Annotated in this window: 14 protein-coding genes; 5 read left to right on the forward strand and 9 right to left on the reverse strand. The window is 49.4% G+C overall.

Translation table 11 applies throughout. From position 1 onward, the window contains the following. Window positions 1-115: 115 nt before the first annotated feature. From fba to IV40_RS03795, 5 genes are all read left to right on the forward strand, one after another. On the forward strand, window positions 116-1000 hold the full coding sequence (gene fba, locus IV40_RS03775; RefSeq protein WP_057769045.1) for a class II fructose-1,6-bisphosphate aldolase: 885 nt from the start codon (window positions 116-118) through the stop codon (window positions 998-1000). Window positions 1001-1132: 132 nt separating this feature from the next. Next, entirely contained in the window at window positions 1133-2080 is a 948-nt protein-coding gene (locus IV40_RS03780) for a zinc-binding dehydrogenase (protein ID WP_057769046.1), read from the forward strand. Window positions 2081-2201: 121 nt separating this feature from the next. Beyond that, the gene (locus IV40_RS03785; RefSeq protein ID WP_057769047.1) at window positions 2202-3515 is read left to right on the forward strand and encodes a Y-family DNA polymerase; all 1314 of its coding nucleotides are present in this window, start codon (window positions 2202-2204) and stop codon (window positions 3513-3515) included. Further along, entirely contained in the window at window positions 3508-3828 is a 321-nt protein-coding gene (locus IV40_RS03790; protein WP_236698012.1) for an acetyl-CoA carboxylase, read from the forward strand. The genes IV40_RS03785 and IV40_RS03790 overlap by 8 nt, the downstream gene beginning before the upstream one ends. Continuing rightward, entirely contained in the window at window positions 3825-4211 is a 387-nt protein-coding gene (locus tag IV40_RS03795) for a hypothetical protein (RefSeq protein ID WP_057769049.1), read from the forward strand. Before IV40_RS03790 ends, IV40_RS03795 begins: the two co-directional genes overlap by 4 nt. 55 nt (window positions 4212-4266) lie before the next feature. Here IV40_RS03795 and IV40_RS03800 read toward each other — a convergent pair whose 3' ends face one another. The 9 genes from IV40_RS03800 to carB form a co-directional block, all read right to left on the reverse strand. Then, complete coding sequence (locus IV40_RS03800) at window positions 4267-4773, reverse strand: PTS sugar transporter subunit IIA (RefSeq protein WP_057769050.1); 507 nt, start codon at window positions 4771-4773, stop codon at window positions 4267-4269. 161 nt (window positions 4774-4934) lie between these two features. Next, a complete protein-coding gene (locus tag IV40_RS03805; protein WP_057769051.1) occupies window positions 4935-5507 on the reverse strand; it encodes an LOG family protein in 573 nt (190 codons plus the stop codon). Window positions 5508-5565: 58 nt separating this feature from the next. After that, a complete protein-coding gene (locus IV40_RS03810) occupies window positions 5566-8280 on the reverse strand; it encodes an HAD-IC family P-type ATPase (RefSeq protein ID WP_057769256.1) in 2715 nt (904 codons plus the stop codon). A gap of 140 nt (window positions 8281-8420) precedes the next feature. Then, the gene (locus IV40_RS03815; RefSeq protein ID WP_057769052.1) at window positions 8421-9617 is read right to left on the reverse strand and encodes an MFS transporter; all 1197 of its coding nucleotides are present in this window, start codon (window positions 9615-9617) and stop codon (window positions 8421-8423) included. Window positions 9618-9629: 12 nt separating this feature from the next. Further along, window positions 9630-10751, reverse strand: a complete 1122-nt coding sequence (locus tag IV40_RS03820) for an alpha/beta hydrolase (RefSeq protein WP_057769053.1) — start codon at window positions 10749-10751, stop codon at window positions 9630-9632. A 127-nt stretch (window positions 10752-10878) separates the two neighbouring features. Next, on the reverse strand, window positions 10879-12063 hold the full coding sequence (locus tag IV40_RS03825; protein ID WP_057769054.1) for an SAM-dependent methyltransferase: 1185 nt from the start codon (window positions 12061-12063) through the stop codon (window positions 10879-10881). A gap of 200 nt (window positions 12064-12263) precedes the next feature. Continuing rightward, window positions 12264-13175, reverse strand: coding sequence for a dihydroorotate dehydrogenase (locus IV40_RS03830; protein ID WP_057769055.1), 912 nt, complete (start codon window positions 13173-13175; stop codon window positions 12264-12266). Beyond that, window positions 13175-13948, reverse strand: coding sequence for a dihydroorotate dehydrogenase electron transfer subunit (locus IV40_RS03835; RefSeq protein WP_057769056.1), 774 nt, complete (start codon window positions 13946-13948; stop codon window positions 13175-13177). The genes IV40_RS03830 and IV40_RS03835 overlap by 1 nt, the downstream gene beginning before the upstream one ends. 13 nt (window positions 13949-13961) lie before the next feature. Continuing rightward, the gene (gene carB / locus IV40_RS03840) at window positions 13962-17141 is read right to left on the reverse strand and encodes a carbamoyl-phosphate synthase large subunit (RefSeq protein ID WP_057769057.1); all 3180 of its coding nucleotides are present in this window, start codon (window positions 17139-17141) and stop codon (window positions 13962-13964) included.

A 17141-nucleotide genomic window follows, 5' to 3' on the forward strand; every position in this document is an offset into this window, starting at 1 on the left:
TTTTTCTTTCATTTTCTGATAACTCGTCCAAATTAGGGGGTTAATTTTCAGTCAAAATATGCTAGTATAAATTGTAACTATAATTTGTCACAATCATTTAGGAGGATTTCATCACATGCCATTAGTAAACGGTACTGCTATTTTTGATGCCGCACGTGCAGGTCACTACTGCGTCGGCGCATTCAACACAAACAACTTGGAATGGACTCGTGCCATTTTAGCTGCTGCTCAAGAAAAGAACGTTCCTGTTCTGATCCAAACATCAATGGGCGCTGCTAAATACATGGGCGGCTACGAACTTTGCAAAGGCTTAATCGAAGCCGAAGTTAAGTCAATGGCAATCACAGTTCCAGTTATTATCCATTTGGATCATGGGAACTACGAAGCTGCTAAAGAAGCGATTGCTGCTGGTTACAACTCCGTTATGTTCGATGGCCATGATTTACCATTTGACGAAAACCTTGAAAAGACAAAGGAAATCGTTAAGTTAGCTCATTCTAAAGGTATCTCCGTTGAAGCCGAAGTCGGCTCAATCGGCGGTGAAGAAGATGGCGTTATCGGTGAAGGTGAATTAGCCAGCGTTGATGAAGCTAAGCAATTAGCTGCAACAGGCATTGACTACTTAGCTGCCGGTATCGGTAACATCCACGGCAAGTATCCTGACAACTGGAAAGGCTTGAACTTCAAGCGTCTTGGCGAAATCGCTGATGCTGTCAAGTTGCCATTAGTTCTCCATGGTGGTTCAGGTATTCCTCGTGAACAAGTTGAAAAAGCTATCTCCATGGGTATTTCCAAGTTGAACATCAACACAGAATGCCAGATGGCCTTCGCTAAAGCAACTCGTGAATACATCGAAGCTGGTAAGGACCTCGAAGGCAAGGGCTACGATCCTCGTAAGTTGCTTGCACCTGGTACAAAGGCTATCGAAGATACTGTTAAAGAAACAATCGGCTGGATGGGTACACATCAAGTTGAATTGGTTCCACAGGATATCAAATAAATTAAGTCCATTAACGAAAAACGTCTGTCTCGTTTGAGACAGACGTTTTTTATGTTATAACGCCGTTACAGTTTTTGTAACGCCACTTGCTAACGAACATGGTATACTGGCCGTGAAAGGAAAGCGATTACTATGCGTGCAATAGTTGTACATCAACCTGGCGATTCAAGTGTTTTGAAGATGGAAGAACGCCCCATTCCGAAAGCGACGAAAGACTGGTCTGTGATGAAGATTCATGCCTTCGGTGTTCACCGTTATGAAGTGCTCACCCGTGAAGGCGGTTCGCCGTCCGTTCATTTTCCTAGAGTTATTGGGGTCGAGGCCGTTGGCGAAATCTATCAGCCTTCTGAAACTTCTAAATTAACGGCTGGTCAAAAAGTCGTCACTATGAATGGCGGGCTCGGCCGTGAATACGACGGCAGTTACGAAGAATATGCCCTTGTCCCTGATAAATACCTCTATCCAGTAGATTTTCAAGGTGATTGGGTTTCACTGGCCCAATATCCAGAAACCTTTGCAACAGCGTATGAAGGTCTGAAAACATTGCGTCTCCATCAAGGCCAATCGCTCTTGCTGCGTGGCGGCACAACTATCGTTGGTTTAGCAGCAATTCAATTAGGCAAAGCACTTGGGTTAAAGGTCACTGCCACAACACGGCAGCCGGAGCGGCTGCCGAAGCTGACCGAATTCGGTGCCGATGACAGTGTGCTTGATAAAGATTTGAAACTGCAAACGGACCAGACTTACGATGGCATCCTTGAATTCGTCGGTACGCCAACGCTGACCGACTCAATGGCCCATCTGAAGCCAATGGGTACCTGCAGTATTGTCGGCATGCTCGACAAAGAATGGGTCATCAATCATTTCGATCCGTTTGAAAATCTCGATCAGAAGTATCTGACCGTCGACGACAGCGGCAATATTACGCCGGCAGAAGTTCAGGAAATGTTCAAACTGATTAAGGACCATCATCTGACGATTCCGATTTCAAAGACCTTTACCTTGGATCAGATTGCTGCCGCTCAGGATTACACGATGACCGAACGGCCGGTTGGCGTTGTAATCGTTTCGAATGATTAACATTTGCCAGTGATTTAATGAAGGTATCAAACGCCAAGTGAATCTACTTGGCGTTTTTTAGTTGACAAACGCGAACATATGTTTGTATATTGGAGGTAGTAATTGTTGGGAAGTGTTAACGTTGAACTTAAAGGACTTATACGCAGATGAACCGCATGGTGTTTTCTTTTTGATCGATAATAAATCATTCTATGCCTCGTGTGAGGCGGTGCAACGAGGATTGAATCCGCTGAAGGTGCCGCTTGTTGTGCTCTCAGAAACTGAAAATACCGGCGATGGGCTTGTCCTCGCCACTTCGCCAGAGGCTAAAAAACTGTACCATCTCAAAAACAACGTTTCACGGGCGACCGACCTGCCGCATGATCCTCGTTTGCTGATTGTGCCGCCTAGAATGAATCTTTATATCCGCAAAAATTTACAAATCAACCAAATTTTTAAAGAATTTGTCGCACCAGAAGATTTGGTGCCCTATTCGATTGACGAATCAATCCTCGACCTGACCCATTCATGGCGGCTGTTCGGCGCGACACCGCATGACGTTGCCTGCCGCATCCAGCACACCGTTCGGCACCGGCTCGGCCTGTACACGACCGTCGGCATTGGCGACAATCCGCTGCAAGCGAAGATTGCCCTTGATATTTATGCCAAGCACGCTGATGACCTGATTGGTGAAATCCATTATCGAACGGTCCCGCAAAAATTGTGGCCGATTCCCAACATCACAGACGTCTGGAGTATCGGCCACCGCACTGCAGCCCATTTGGCCAGACTCGGGATTCACAATCTGGACGACCTGGCGCATACGAATCCCTACTTTCTGAAACAGCAGATGGGTCTAATCGGCGAACAGCTTTTTGCTTTGGCGTGGGGAATCGACCGTACCAACGTCCGCAAACGGCTTCGACCTCGTTCAGCTTCGATCGGCAATTCGCAAGTACTACCCCGTGATTACACCCAGCGCAGTGAAATTGAAGTTGTGCTCAAAGAATTAGGCGAACAGGTGGCGGCCCGCTTGCGCCACCATCACAAGAAAACGACGGGTATCAGTCTTTCAATCGGCTTTTCCTATGCGGCCGCCCAGCAAGATGGCCGTTCTGGTCTAAAAGGTGCCGTTCGGATCGGTGCGACTGACGAAGATCGCATCATTTGCCGGACACTGGTCACTTTATTCCGCCAGCTGTGGCAGGGCCAGTCGCTGCGGCATCTAGCCGTCTACACTTTCAAACTCGTCGCTGCCACCGGCCTGCAGCTCAATTTATTTGCATCAACGAAACAACAAATTCAGCAGGATACAATCGGCCATTTAGTCGACACGATTCACGATCAATACGGCTTTACGGCACTCGTGCGTGGTTCCAGCTTATTACATGGCGGCACCGCCATCGAACGAGCGTCATTGGTCGGCGGTCATAATGGAGGCAACGCTTATGAATAACGATCTCAAACTGATTGAACAACGGATTGATGAACAGTTTCAGCGTAAAAGCAGAACGATGTACTGGCTCGAAGTCGTCGATGATGTCTATGATCAGACCTATAATTTTTTCATGTGTCATCAAAAAAAGGGCGAGCCGCTGCGCTCTGTCCCTTTGCATTCACTGACCGACCACGACTTGGCCAGCCTTGAAACAATTATCGCTGCCTTACAGCACTATACTCAATTGACAATCCACTATTTTGGCTTCGTCGGCCAAGAATGGCCCGGTTCGCACCGCATCATCCAGAAGAAACGGCATGGTGAAGAATGATGAAAGCACAATTTAATCCGCAACTCGTCAAACAGTTTTTCAAGCATGGTTATCGGGATCGAGGTATGCTGAAGTGGCAGGGTTTCTACCTCTCCGATCACACCGCCGCCCTGAACCATGAAAAGGCCGCTGAGCAAACTCGTGAACACGTTCAGCCCCGCCCCCAGCAGACGCCGCTTGAAATTTCCCGTCTGCTGGACGCTTCGCTGACCTATCAGCGTCCAATCAGCCTGCAGCTCAATATCCGGGATGAAAACGGCCTTTTTGCGGAAGATTTAAACGGTATCGTCACAGGTTATGATGACGATCAGGTCTATTTAAGCACCTTAAAACAGCCGTTCTCAATGGATACGATTCGGAATATTCACGCTGAAACATTTTAGACAATGTAAAAGACCCCTGATCAAAAATTGATCAGGGGTCTTGTGATTGCTTATTTTAATGGACGCTGGCTAAAGCACGCTGGTCTTCTTTCGCAACTGCAATCGGCTGGCCATGTGCCATAATGCCGTTTAACGGCGACACTTCGAAATCAGCGACCGCATCCCGTGAATTCATGATGCTAACCATGGTGGTCACAGGCTTGCCACTTTCTCTGATTTCAGCCCGATTCATTGTCGCCAGCTGCGTAGTTGGTTTGACGTGGTCTCCAACGGCGACATTCAATTTGAAGGGGACACCTTCCATCGTATACGTATCGATTCCCATGTGGACTAAAACTTCCAGCGAGCCCGATTTGATTCCGATCGCATGCTTTGAAGGCAGGATCGAGTTGACAACGCCCTTAACAGGGCTGTAAACAGCGTCATTGATGGGTTCGATTGCGAATCCGGCACCCAGCATCCCGCTGGCAAAATCGTCATCCGGCACGTCTTTTAATGGAATCAATTCTCCGTTGACAGGTGCAAATAATTGTTTCTTAGCTTTTTGAAAAAAGAATGACATGGTGATCCCCTCCTAATCGATTTATTCATCGATAAGCAGATCAAGCGGCCGCTCTTACGCCTTCGAAGGGAGGATCTTGCTTACAAATACACCATACATGCAAGAACCGGTTCCACGTCAAGCGTTTTCATCAAAAAGATTTAAATTATTTTTTAGGCACCTTAATGACCCGGATAAGTCCGGATTTCTGGCGGAATGTAGGTCTTCATAAAGGTAAAAATTGCCGTCAGCGAATCCGAAAAACATAATTTCTGCCGATCGGCAACGGTCAAAAAACCTTTGGCCGTCATTTGGTCAAACATTTGTGCCAGCGGATTATAGTAGCCCATCACATTGAAAAAGGCACAGGGCGCATTATTTTCGCCGATGCGTGCCCAAGAGAAGGCTTCGCTGATTTCTTCGAGTGTCCCAGGTCCGCCCGGCAAGGCCAGACAACCATCTGCCTCCGTCAGCATCCGCTGTTTGCGGGTCGCCATATCGGCCACGACCTCCAAATCGGTTAGGCCATCCAACGCCGCACCGCGATCATAAAGAACCTTGGGAATGATGCCATGAACGACACCGCCCTTGGCCAGCACTTCCTTTGCTAAAGCGCCCATCAAGCCGAAACCGCCGCCCCCATAAATAAGCTCTAACTGATGACTCGCCAAATAAGCACCCAAATTCTGAGCGGCTTTCGTATAAACGGGATCATTGCCGCTGGAAGCCCCACAGTACACTGCGATTTTTTTCATCTGTTTTTCCTCCTGACTGCACACAAAAAGGTATCCGCATCATACGGATACTTTTATTTTAATTCAAAACAGTCCGGCGGCGGTGCCCAATTGCAATTCGGCACCATTTATCGAATTCGGCAACGACCAAGGTCACCGAACCGGCTGCAAGTGCGATTCCCCATTGAGCCAGACTCATACTGCCCGTTTGGAAAACGTCTTGCATAAACGGCACATAGACGAGTGCGAATTGTAATGCCATCAGCAGGCCAATCGTCGCAAAGGCCATCGGATTGCTCCAGAAGTGATGCGAAAAGGCCAAATGCGGCGTCCGGATGTTGAATAGATAGCATACTTTGCCTAAAACAATGATGTTGACGGTAATCGTGCTGGCGATGATATGCGACACGCCATTGCTGGTCAGCCAATCAAAGGCCCAAAGTCCCATGCCAGCAATCAAAGCCGATACATAGGCAATCTGAACGACATCATGCTTGTTCAGCAGCGACGTCCCCGTCTGACGAGGCGGCCGCTGCATAATGCCCGCTTCTTCTGGTTCGAAGATGAACGCAAACTGAATCGTAATGGCGGAGACCATGTTGATCCAGAGCAGCTGTGTCGGTACTAACGGCAATTCCTGGCGCATCAGAATACTGAACGCCACAATCAGTCCTTCGGCAAAACTCGTCGGCAATAAGAAGGCAATCGTTTTTTTGATGTTATCGTATAAACGACGCCCTTCACGGATGGCTTTTGTCATCGTCGTAAAGTTATCATCAACCAGAATCATATCAGCAGCATCCTTGGCCACATCGGTCCCTTTGATTCCCATTGCGACCCCAATATCGGCTTTTTTCAGGGCGGGCGCATCATTGACCCCATCCCCAATCATCGCTGTCACCTTGCCAGTCTGCTGGTAAGCGTCAATGATTGCCAGCTTGTTACGAGGCGTGGTGCGGGCAAAGACATCATATTCATTGATGTGCCGTTTTAATTCTTCCGGCGTCATCTGATCGATTTCGGCCCCCGTGATTGTTTTGATATGATCGGCCAATCCTAATTGACGACCGATCGCAGCGGCAGTGTCAGGATGGTCGCCGGTAATCATTTTGACTTTGATTCCGGCCGTCCGCATTTCTTTAAGGGCCGCAATCACCTCTTCACGGGGTGGATCAATAATGCCGACAATCCCTAAAAATTCGATTCCATCCGTAAAAGTAGCATGCGTGACGGTTGCAACATCGTTAGCGACCACTTTACGGCCGACTGCCACGACACGTTTGCCTTGATGGGTCAATTGCTCAATCGCATGATCCCAATAGGTCCGGTCAAAATGCGAATCGGCCTGTTGGGCCATTTGATAAAGTTTGTCCGGCGCCCCTTTCACAAAGACAACATGCTGGCCCTCTGGCGTCACATCCAGCCGGGCCATGTAGCGATAATCGGAATCGAACGGAATACGATCTAATTCGGTCAATTCAGGGGGTGTTGGGCCTAATCCCTTATGATACAAGGTCAGAAAGGCCCCATCCGTCGGCTCGCCGTTAATCATCCAAGCCCCGTCTTCCTGTTGGAGCACGGTATCATTGGCTTCATACCCGGCCGTCAGCAGTTGGACCAGCGTCGGGTCGTCCGCCGCTGCGAAGTCATGCTGGTGCTTGGTGAGCCGGCCAACAGGTGCATAGCCGGTCCCAGTCACTTGGTAATGGGCGGTTTTGGTAACAATATCTTGCGCCGTCATTTCATTTTTGGTCAGCGTCCCCGTTTTATCCGTTGCGATAATATCGACGGCGCCCAAAGTTTCGACAGCTGGCAAGGTTTTGACAATCGCATTCTGTTTGGCCATTTTATTGACCCCCATCGCCAAAATAACGGACGTTGAGGCGGGCAGCCCTTCCGGCAGCGAACCAACAACCATGGTCACCACTGCCAACGCTAAGGTCGGCAAGGCATAGAGGTCGATGACCCAGCCATAAATGAATAATGCTGCTGCAATCGCAATAATCACGTACGAAATCCATTTGCCTAATCCGTCTAATTCTTTCATTAACGGTGTTTTGGTCGTTTTGACATCATTTACGTCGGTCGCAATCTGGCCTAATTCGGTGTCATGACCGGTAGCGACGACGATGCCAGTCGCACTCCCATGGGTCACGGCTGTGCTGGCGTACGCCATGTTAGTCCGTTCGGCTAACGGCGTTTGGGCATCCGTTAATGCCTCAAATTGCTTGGCCACTGAATTGGCTTCCCCAGTCAGAGCTGCCTCTTGAATCCGCAGATTGTCAGCGTCAATGATTCGCACATCGGCCGGCACATGGTCACCAGCTTCCAAATAAACGAGATCGCCTAACACTAACTGACGGGCCGGAACTTCGGTGCGCTGGTTATCCCGAATGACCGTTGCATCCGTTGACAGCATTGATTTGATTTTCTCTAACGCATTGCTGGCATTGACCTCTTGGAAATAACCAATCAACGCATTGATGATGACAACCAATCCAATGACGATTGCATCGGAGTAATGCTGCAGCAGTAACGTTAGCGCAGCGGCAAACAGTAAAATATAGATGATCACATTGTTGAACTGCCGCAGGAAAATTACCCATTTCGGGGTCACCTTGGCAGTCAGCTCGTTCGGGCCATTTTGCTTGAGACGCCTTTCCGCCTCATCTGTGCTCAAACCTGCATCCAGATCACTATGCAAGGCCGCAACCACTTCTTCAGGGCGGGCCGTATACGTTGATGCCGCCGGTCCAGGCTTGGCATCGGGAGGAACAGTTTGTTGTTCGTCCATTAAATCCATCATCTCCATTTCTTAGTGCCGTTAGTATCGCATACTGTTCTTAGTGCCGTTAGTATCGCATACTGCCGGTTCGTTGGCAAGATATTGTACCAAAAAAGCATGGCCGAAACGCCATGCTTTTTGGAATTCAATTAAGCCGTCTGCTGCGGCCGATGCAATAACTGATGAATGCCGGTCAGAACGGCCAGTATAACCAGCCCAGCGGCACTGATCAGCATATCGGTGATGACCGACGTGTTACCGACCAGTTTGGCGACCCAATCGACCCAGATTGGTCCGATGAAGGCCCCAATGTTCAAGAAGACCAGCATCACTGAGGACGCTAAATTCTTAGAACCAGTTGGTGCGACAAGATTGATGACGGTAAAAATATACGGATTGGCGATCGAATAGCCGACCCCAATAACTAAAACGGCAATCGTCACGCCGATCAAGCTGTGCATCAGCGTAATGATGAAGAAACCTAACGCCATAATGCCGAGTCCGATTGGCAAAACGGTCCGGCCCATCAGTTTGTGAATCCACCCATAAGCAAACCCAACGAACATCGAGAGCAGCGTATAACCGCCCAGAATTGCCGCAGCTTCGCTGGCTGTGCCGATTTTTTCAGTCGTCAGCAGCCCGGCCAATTTGACCGTGATAACCATGAAGAAACTGAAGACGAAGAACGTCAGAATCGAAATGATGAGGACTTTGCCGTTAATCCGCTGCTTCACTTTGGCTGTCTGCTTGTTGGCAGTTGTTTGCGTCTGTTGCGGTTTGACATTCGGAATGACGGCGTTGAATAAGACAAATACCGGCAGCGCGATGGCGTAGATCCAATACGCCGCATGCCAGCTGAACAGGAGTAAATAACCGACCACAAACGAGAAAATCGAATTGCCCAGCGACTGGACGGCACTCTGATAACCCATCATCGTCGACAGCTCATCGCCGGAATAAAAATCGGGAATGAGACTGATGGCCAGCGAGTTGTACAAACCTAAACTGAGACCCAGCAAGAAACGCGACCCTAAAATCAAAGTGTAGTTACTCGAAATGGCAGGAAAGACGCCAAACAGGAACGCACCGGCCAACCCCAGCAGAATCGTTTTTTTGGCGCCCCAGCGAACAGCCAGCACACTCCCAATGAAGATTCCGAAAATCAGTCCTAAGTTGGGAATCGTGACCAACGCTTCGACGGCCGAAGCCGATTGATGAGCAAAGGTCTTCGACATCGCTGGAACCGTTGACGAAACAACCGGCGCCATCATCAAGAGGATCGAAATCGAAAGCAGGGCGATTTTGAATCGGGGTGTTTCGGCTTCAGTTTGTTTTTTCGGTGACATGGCGCACCCTCCTTAGTTTTGGCCGAGCATCCAAGCAGTGACTTCATTGGCAAAGTCTTCGGCTTGGGCATACAAACCAACGTTATTCAGGAAGGCATGAGTCATCCCAGGATAATACATATAATGAACATCGACGCCGCCCTCAGTCAATTTCTTAGCGAATTGATATCCCTGATTGTGCAGCGGATCGAATTCATCGGTCATGATAATCGTCCGTGGCAACTGTTTCATCGTCTTTTCAGAATAATTGATCGGTGAAACGAGTTCGTTGCGTTTATCGATTTGACCATGTGTGTACGCCGTTCCAATCGTCTTGATTAAAGTAGTGAAATCGCCTGATGCGCCCACTGCACCGCTGCCGGCACCTTGCGGAACCAATTCGGCCAATTGCTTATCATCGATAGTGACGAGCGGGTAGCAGAGAATCTGCTGCTTGGCAAAGTGCGTGTCCCGATCCAGATAAATAGTAGCGGCGGCAATATTGGCACCGGTACTTTCACCATAAATGGTAATTCTGGCTGGATCAACGCCCAATTCTGCGGCATGATCATGCAAGTACTTCAAGGCATCATAAGTTTCTTTCGTTGTATTTTCATATGAATATTCAGGTGCATAACGGAAATCAAGCGCAAAGACACGTGCATGGGCCCGCTGCGCCAGCAAATAAGAGAAGTTCTGCGTCAAATAAACCGAACCGCCGATAAATCCGCCGCCATGATAATAAATCACAGCCGGCAAAGGCTGATTCAAATCGGTCAGTTGTGGAATGTATTCGGTAAAACTTAACCCATCTAACAATTTGATTTCTTTCGTTTGAACCAGCGGCATGATATTTTGACCGATGCCGTTCATCCGGTCCCGCCATGCGAATAATTTCTTTTCGGTCTCATTGCGAGCCGGACGAGCGCCTTTTTCCATGACCGGTGACTTCGGAGCATGGAAATCGGCAGGTGCTTTATATTCCTTTTGGAATGTCTTCAAAACTGGATCCTCTTGGCCTTCTGGTACCTTAGGATCACGTTTCGTTAAACTCAAGACCCCGTTTTCATCTTTTTCGAATTGGGTGAGCTTGGCTAAACGACCCAACTTCTCATAATACGTTTCAGTCCGTGGATAAATTTCTGAATTTGACATTTAAAACACCCCTTTCATTTTCAGTATACCGGCAAACAATTTGAAACGGGGTTTTAACGCACTGTTATTTTAAAAAAGCACATCGCCGATGATGTTCAGATCATTGACAATGTGCTTTGTGAAAATGTTATTTTGTTTCATCATCCGTCATGTAAGCACGGGTCATCGGCAAACCAGTGCTGCTCGGCTGCTTGGTGAGCAAGTACTGCATAACATCGATGTTGCCGGATTCAAACGAAGCGGCACACGCCTGCAGATACAGGTCCCACATGCGGGCAAACCGTTCGCCGTATTTAGCCGTCACTTGGTCCATGACCTGGTGATAATTGGCCGTCCACATCTCCAGCGTCTTTTGGTAATGACGCCGTAAGGGCTCAATATCAGCAAACTGCATCTTAGCGTCCATGATGTGGTGCAGATTCTCAGCCACGTTCGGAATATAACCGCCTGGGAAGATATACTTCTCGATGAACGGATCTTCCCCTGCTCCTTCATGCTGGCCGGTAATACCATGAATCAGCGCACGACCGTCCGGTTTCAGCAAATCGGCGACTTTTTGGAAGTATAATTCCAAGTTTTCCTTACCAACATGTTCGAACATGCCGACGGAAGTAATGTAATCATACTGGCCCGTCACTTCACGGTAATCCTTGAGCTGGACGTCGACTTTGTCTTCCAGACCCCGTTTCTTGATTTGTTCAACGGTGTAATCGTACTGTTCCTGGCTTAAAGTGACCCCAGTAGCATGGAGGCCGAATTCCTCAGCCGCCATGAATAATAAGGTCCCCCAGCCGCTGCCGATGTCGAGCAGTGTTTTGCCGGCTTCCGGCTTCAGTTTATTTAAAATGTGCCGGTCCTTGTTCAGCTGCGCCTGTTCCAAAGTATCGTCATCATGAATAAAGTAGGCACATGAATAGGTCAGCGTCGGGTCAAGCCACAACTCGTAAAAATCATTGCCAATGTCGTAATGGCTCTGCACATCCTTGACACTTTCCTTTTCGGAATGCGAAATCTTCGGCAAGTGCTTCAAATACGGATTGTTCATCAAAAAGCTGTCGGTGGTGCGATAGGCAGAAGCAACCAAGTCCTGGATGCTGCCATCGATCTCGATGTCCTTGTCCATGTAAGCTTCTCCTAAGACTAAGGTCGGCTTGTCGGTCATTTCCTTTAACGGAATTTCCTTATTGAACTTGATCGTAACGACGGGGTCGCCCGTTCCGTAATTTTCGGTTTTCCCATCCCAATATGTAACGGCAATCGGAATATCGAACGCACGGCTGATCAGCTGACGATAAACAGTTTTTTCTAACACGTCAATCTCCCTCTCTAGTTAGTGGACATAAAATGTCCGTTATGGATACCTGTTCAATTTATGCGTCGCAACTGCAATTGTCAAGTGATGATTCTTAGCAAATCAGCCCATCAGCGGACGTTTGGGTCCAGCTGGAAGCGCATTGAAGAACATGCTGACGTGATACCGCTAAAAAAGCCCTCACGAGGAGGACTTTTGCATTACAAATTCGTGCTTAAACTTTTAATCGTCTCAATGTGATATTGATCCATCGCTTTTGGCAACGCATCGATAATGTGCGGGCACGCCTGCGGATCGCCGAAATTAGCGGAACCGACGGCAATGGCATTAGCGCCGGCCATCAGCAGTTCAAGCGCATCTTCAGCAGAGGAAACCCCGCCCATACCGATAATCGGCAAAGCAGATATGTGCCGTACTTGGTCAATCATCCGCACAGCAACCGGTTTGATGGCTGCACCAGACAAGCCGCCGGTCCGATTGCCCAAAAACGGCTTGCGGGTCTTCAAATCGATCTGCATCCCGACCAGCGTATTGATCATTGAGAATCCGTCAGCACCAGCTGCTTCTACGGCTTTAGCAATTACGGTAATGTCGGTCACATTTGGTGAGAGTTTCACATAAACCGGTACCTGGCTAACCGCTTTGCAGGCACGGGTCAGTTCAGCCGCCATCTTCGGGTCAGTCCCGAATTGCATGCCGCCATGGGCCACATTCGGGCAGGAAATATTAAGCTCGATCGCCGCTACGTTCGGCGCTGTGCTGATTCGTCGGCAGACAGCGACATATTCGTCTTCGGTCGAACCGGCGACATTGGCGATCACCGGCAGTTCGGGAAAACGGTCATTGAGCCATGGTAATTTTTCGGTCATGATTGCGTCCAAGCCAGGATTTTGCAGGCCGATTGCATTTAATGCCCCACTGGCCGTTTCAGCGACTCGTGGGGTCGGATTCCCCTTGCGAGGTTCCAGTGTCGCCGCCTTAACGATGATTGCACCGAGCCGATTCAGATCATACAGCTCTGCATAGTGCTGGCCGAATCCAAAACAGCCGCTCGCCGGCATAATCGGATTTTTCAAATGCAAACCAGGTAAATCGACTTCCAAACGGGACATTAAATTTCCACCTTTCCAGTTGCAAATACCGGTCCGTCTGAACAGACCTTCAATAATTGTTCCTTGCGTTTTGCGGCCACAACACAGGCGGCACATTCACCCATGCCGCATGCCATCCGGCTCTCCATTGAAATGTAAGCATGCGGATGGTCCCGATAGCGATTATCGACAGCCATCAGCAGGCCACGTGGTCCGCAGGCATATACGGCATCAAACTGGCGATCGTTAAACTGCGCATCGAGCAGCATCCCGATATGGCCATGAAATCCATACGACCCATCATCGGTTGCATAGGCAACTTCGCCTAATGCCCGAAATTCATCTGCATAAAAAATCTGGTCCCGCCGGCCGAATCCAATCGCATGAGTAACGACGACACCCATTTGGTTGAGCTGCCGGGATAATTCGTACAACGGTGGAATACCGGTCCCGCCGCCGATAATCAGAGCGTGCTGGCCTGGTTTCAGAAACGCAGTCGGAAAGCCATGCCCCAACGGCCCCAATGTATCGAGCTGAATGCCGACCGGCAGTTCGCTCAGAAGATGGGTACCCTTGCCGACCGTCCGGTAGACGAGTCGGATTTCATCCCGATTCGGGTCAACGCTGGCAATGCCGAACGGGCGCCGCAGCAAAAGGGATTCATCAGGTACTTTGACGTCGACAAATTGGCCCGGTGTAACCGGTTCGTGGGCCATTTGGCCTTTTAAAACCATTTCAAAAACATTGTCCGTCAGCTGCTCCTGCGCAACTAGTGTCAATTTTTCTTGAATCATGCTGTATCCCCCTTTACAACGGCTGGGTCGTAAAGGCCCGTGCTTCGAGAACCCGCAGAATCGCATTGGCGGTATCCAGTGACGTGAACAATGGAATCCCATGTGCGATTGACTCCTGCCGGATGCGGAAACCGTCTGAAGCCGTGTCACGGTCTTCATCCATCGTATTGATAACGACTTGGACGTGGCCGGAATCTAACAATTGCAGGATATCGGTCTGGGTCGGGTCGCCGATTCGGCCGACGATACTCGTTCGAATCCCTTCATGCTTGAAGTAATTGGCGGTACCGGCCGTAGCAATGACCCGATAGCCGATTTCACGGAAGCGTTTGGCCAATTTAGCCGCTTCGGCCTTATCTTTATCGGCGATTGTAAAGACGACTGTTCCAAAGTCAGGCAGGTGCAGTTTGCTGGCTTCGAAGGCTTTGTATAAGGCCTTTTCAAGGGTCGTATCGCTGCCCATCACTTCACCAGTCGACTTCATTTCCGGTCCGAGCATGCTATCAACATCATTCAGTTTGGAGAATGAGAAGACCGGTGCTTTGACATGGACCAGCTGACCGGTTGGATACAAACCGTCTTTGTAGCCTAATTCTTTAAGCGATTTACCTAAAATAACTTGGGTCGCCACTTGGGCCATCGAGATGCCAGTCACTTTGCTCAAAAATGGAACCGTCCGGCTGGCACGTGGATTGACTTCGATGACATAGACCAGTCCGTCCCGAACGATGAACTGAATATTCATAATGCCGATGCAGTTCAATGCTAACGCCAGTTTGCGCGCCGCTGCGACAATCTGGTCGATGACATCCTGTGAGAACGTCTGCGGCGGATAAACGGCCATCGAATCGCCGGAATGGACCCCAGCTCGTTCGATATGTTCCATAATCCCTGGCAATAAGATTTGTTTGCCGTCAGAAATGACATCGACTTCGCATTCCTTACCCATTAAGTAGCTATCGATCAGCACCGGATGGTCATGCGACACCTTGACGGCATTGCGCATATAGTGTTCCAGTTCGTCCTGATTTTCGACGATTTCCATGGCCCGGCCGCCTAATACGTAACTTGGCCGAATCAAAACAGGATAACCAATCCGTTTCGCAATCTGGACAGCCTCGTCCTCTGTTGTCGCTGTATCGCCCAATGGCTGCGGAATCTTCAGGTCGTTAACGACTTGTTCAAATTCGTCCCGATCTTCGGCTCGATTTAAATCGGCGACGCTTGTGCCTAAAATCTTGACACCGGCTTTTGCCAGAGGCGCAGCTAAATTGATGGCGGTCTGGCCGCCGAATTGAACGATAACCCCTTCCGGTTTCTCGAGTTCAATCACATTCATGACGTCTTCGAAAGTTAAGGGTTCGAAATACAATTTATCGGAAATCGAGAAATCAGTCGAGACCGTTTCAGGATTGTTGTTCATGATAATGGCTTCGTAGCCCATTTTCTGGATGGCTTTGACAGAATGAACGGTTGCATAATCGAATTCGACCCCTTGGCCGATTCGAATCGGACCAGAACCAATGACCAGAATCGACGGCTTTTTGGTCACTGCACTCTCGTTTTCTTCCTCAAAGGTTGAATAATAATACGGCGTCTGCGATTCGAATTCGGCCGCACACGTATCGACCATCTTGTAGACTGGCCAGATTCCTTCGGCCCGGCGCAAATCTCGAATTTCACCAGCATCACGGTGCCACAACTTGCCGATTTCGACATCGGTAAACCCGTTCTTCTTGGCCATTTCCAGCACATCCAAATCGTCGGGATGGGCCTGCAAAGTCTGTTCGATTTCGGTAATGTGCAGGATTTTATCTAAGAAGAAGATATCGATTTTCGTCAATTCATGGACCTCATCCAGTGTGTAACCACGCCGGAAAGCTTCGGCCAAATAAAAGAGGCGGTCGTCCTGCGGGTGAATCAGCTTGTCCGTCAGCTGCTCTTCGGAAACAGCGGCCAATTCAGGCAGTTCCATATGCACAGTGCCGATTTCCAAGGACCGCACAGCTTTTAAAATCGATTCTTCGAAATTACGGCCGATTGCCATGACTTCGCCAGTCGCTTTCATCTGGGTGCCTAAATGCCGGTCCGCTGTCGCAAACTTGTCAAACGGCCAGCGGGGAATCTTGGTGACGACGTAATCGAGCGCCGGTTCAAATTCGGCATAGGTCGTGCCGGTGACCGGATTCATGATTTCGTCCAAATGAAGCCCAACAGCAATCTTCGAAGCAATTTTGGCAATCGGGTAGCCGGTCGCTTTTGAGGCTAAGGCCGACGACCGTGACACACGTGGATTGACTTCAATGATGTAATATTGGAAACTGTTCGGATCGAGCGCCAGCTGCACATTGCAGCCGCCTTCGATGCCCAATGCGCGAATGATTTTTAAAGACGCATCCCGCAGCATCTGGCTTTCAACGTCAGACAGTGTCTGAACGGGTGCGGTGACGATTGAATCGCCGGTATGAATGCCGACGGGATCGACGTTTTCCATGTTGCAGACGACCAAAGCGTTATCGGCCGCATCCCGCATCACTTCGTATTCGATTTCTTTGTAGCCGGCAATGCTCTGTTCAATCAAGGCTTGGGTAATCGGCGACAATTTCAAAGCGTTGGTCGCAATTTCGACCAGTTCGGCTTCGTTGTCGCACATCCCGCCGCCGGTGCCGCCCATGGTAAAAGCCGGCCGTACAATGATTGGATACCCAATCTGGTTGGCAAACGCAACGGCTTCATCGACGGTATTGACACTCTTCGACTGCGGGACAGGTTCACCCAGTTTGACCATCAATTCCTTGAACAATTCCCGGTCTTCAGCCTGATTGATTGCCGACAACTTGGTGCCCAGCAATTCGATGTGGAGTTCATCCAGAATGCCGCTCTTCGAGAGTTCCATCGCCATGTTCAGTCCTTGCTGGCCCCCCAAGGTCGGCAAAATAGCATCCGGCAGTTCCTTCCGGAGGATGCGGGTCATAAACTCAAGCGTCAGCGGTTCAATATAAACCTGATCGGCCACTTTCGTATCGGTCATAATCGTGGCTGGATTCGAGTTGACGAGGACGACATCATAGCCTTCCTCCTTCAGCGCCAGGCATGCTTGGGTGCCGGAATAATCAAATTCGGCCGCCTGTCCGATGACAATCGGTCCTGATCCAATCACTAAAATTTTATGAATGTCTGTGCGTTTTGGCAT

It is taken from the genome of Lactobacillus selangorensis (genome assembly GCF_001437205.1).
GTDB classification, from domain to species: Bacteria; Bacillota; Bacilli; order Lactobacillales; family Lactobacillaceae; genus Paralactobacillus; species Paralactobacillus selangorensis.

Excerpts from the sequence above, each read along its gene's own strand:
- carB (WP_057769057.1), bottom strand. The coding sequence starts at position 17,141 with ATGCCAAAACGCACAGACATTCATAAAATTTTAGTGATTGGATCAGGA.
- IV40_RS03810 (WP_057769256.1), bottom strand. The coding sequence starts at position 8,280 with ATGGACGAACAACAAACTGTTCCTCCCGATGCCAAGCCTGGACCGGCG.
- IV40_RS03790 (WP_236698012.1), top strand. The coding sequence starts at position 3,508 with ATGAATAACGATCTCAAACTGATTGAACAACGGATTGATGAACAGTTT.
- IV40_RS03795 (WP_057769049.1), top strand. The coding sequence starts at position 3,825 with ATGATGAAAGCACAATTTAATCCGCAACTCGTCAAACAGTTTTTCAAG.
- fba (WP_057769045.1), top strand. The coding sequence starts at position 116 with ATGCCATTAGTAAACGGTACTGCTATTTTTGATGCCGCACGTGCAGGT.
- IV40_RS03800 (WP_057769050.1), bottom strand. The coding sequence starts at position 4,773 with ATGTCATTCTTTTTTCAAAAAGCTAAGAAACAATTATTTGCACCTGTC.
- IV40_RS03780 (WP_057769046.1), top strand. The coding sequence starts at position 1,133 with ATGCGTGCAATAGTTGTACATCAACCTGGCGATTCAAGTGTTTTGAAG.
- IV40_RS03830 (WP_057769055.1), bottom strand. The coding sequence starts at position 13,175 with ATGTCCCGTTTGGAAGTCGATTTACCTGGTTTGCATTTGAAAAATCCG.
- IV40_RS03835 (WP_057769056.1), bottom strand. The coding sequence starts at position 13,948 with ATGATTCAAGAAAAATTGACACTAGTTGCGCAGGAGCAGCTGACGGAC.
- IV40_RS03820 (WP_057769053.1), bottom strand. The coding sequence starts at position 10,751 with ATGTCAAATTCAGAAATTTATCCACGGACTGAAACGTATTATGAGAAG.
- IV40_RS03805 (WP_057769051.1), bottom strand. The coding sequence starts at position 5,507 with ATGAAAAAAATCGCAGTGTACTGTGGGGCTTCCAGCGGCAATGATCCC.
- IV40_RS03815 (WP_057769052.1), bottom strand. The coding sequence starts at position 9,617 with ATGTCACCGAAAAAACAAACTGAAGCCGAAACACCCCGATTCAAAATC.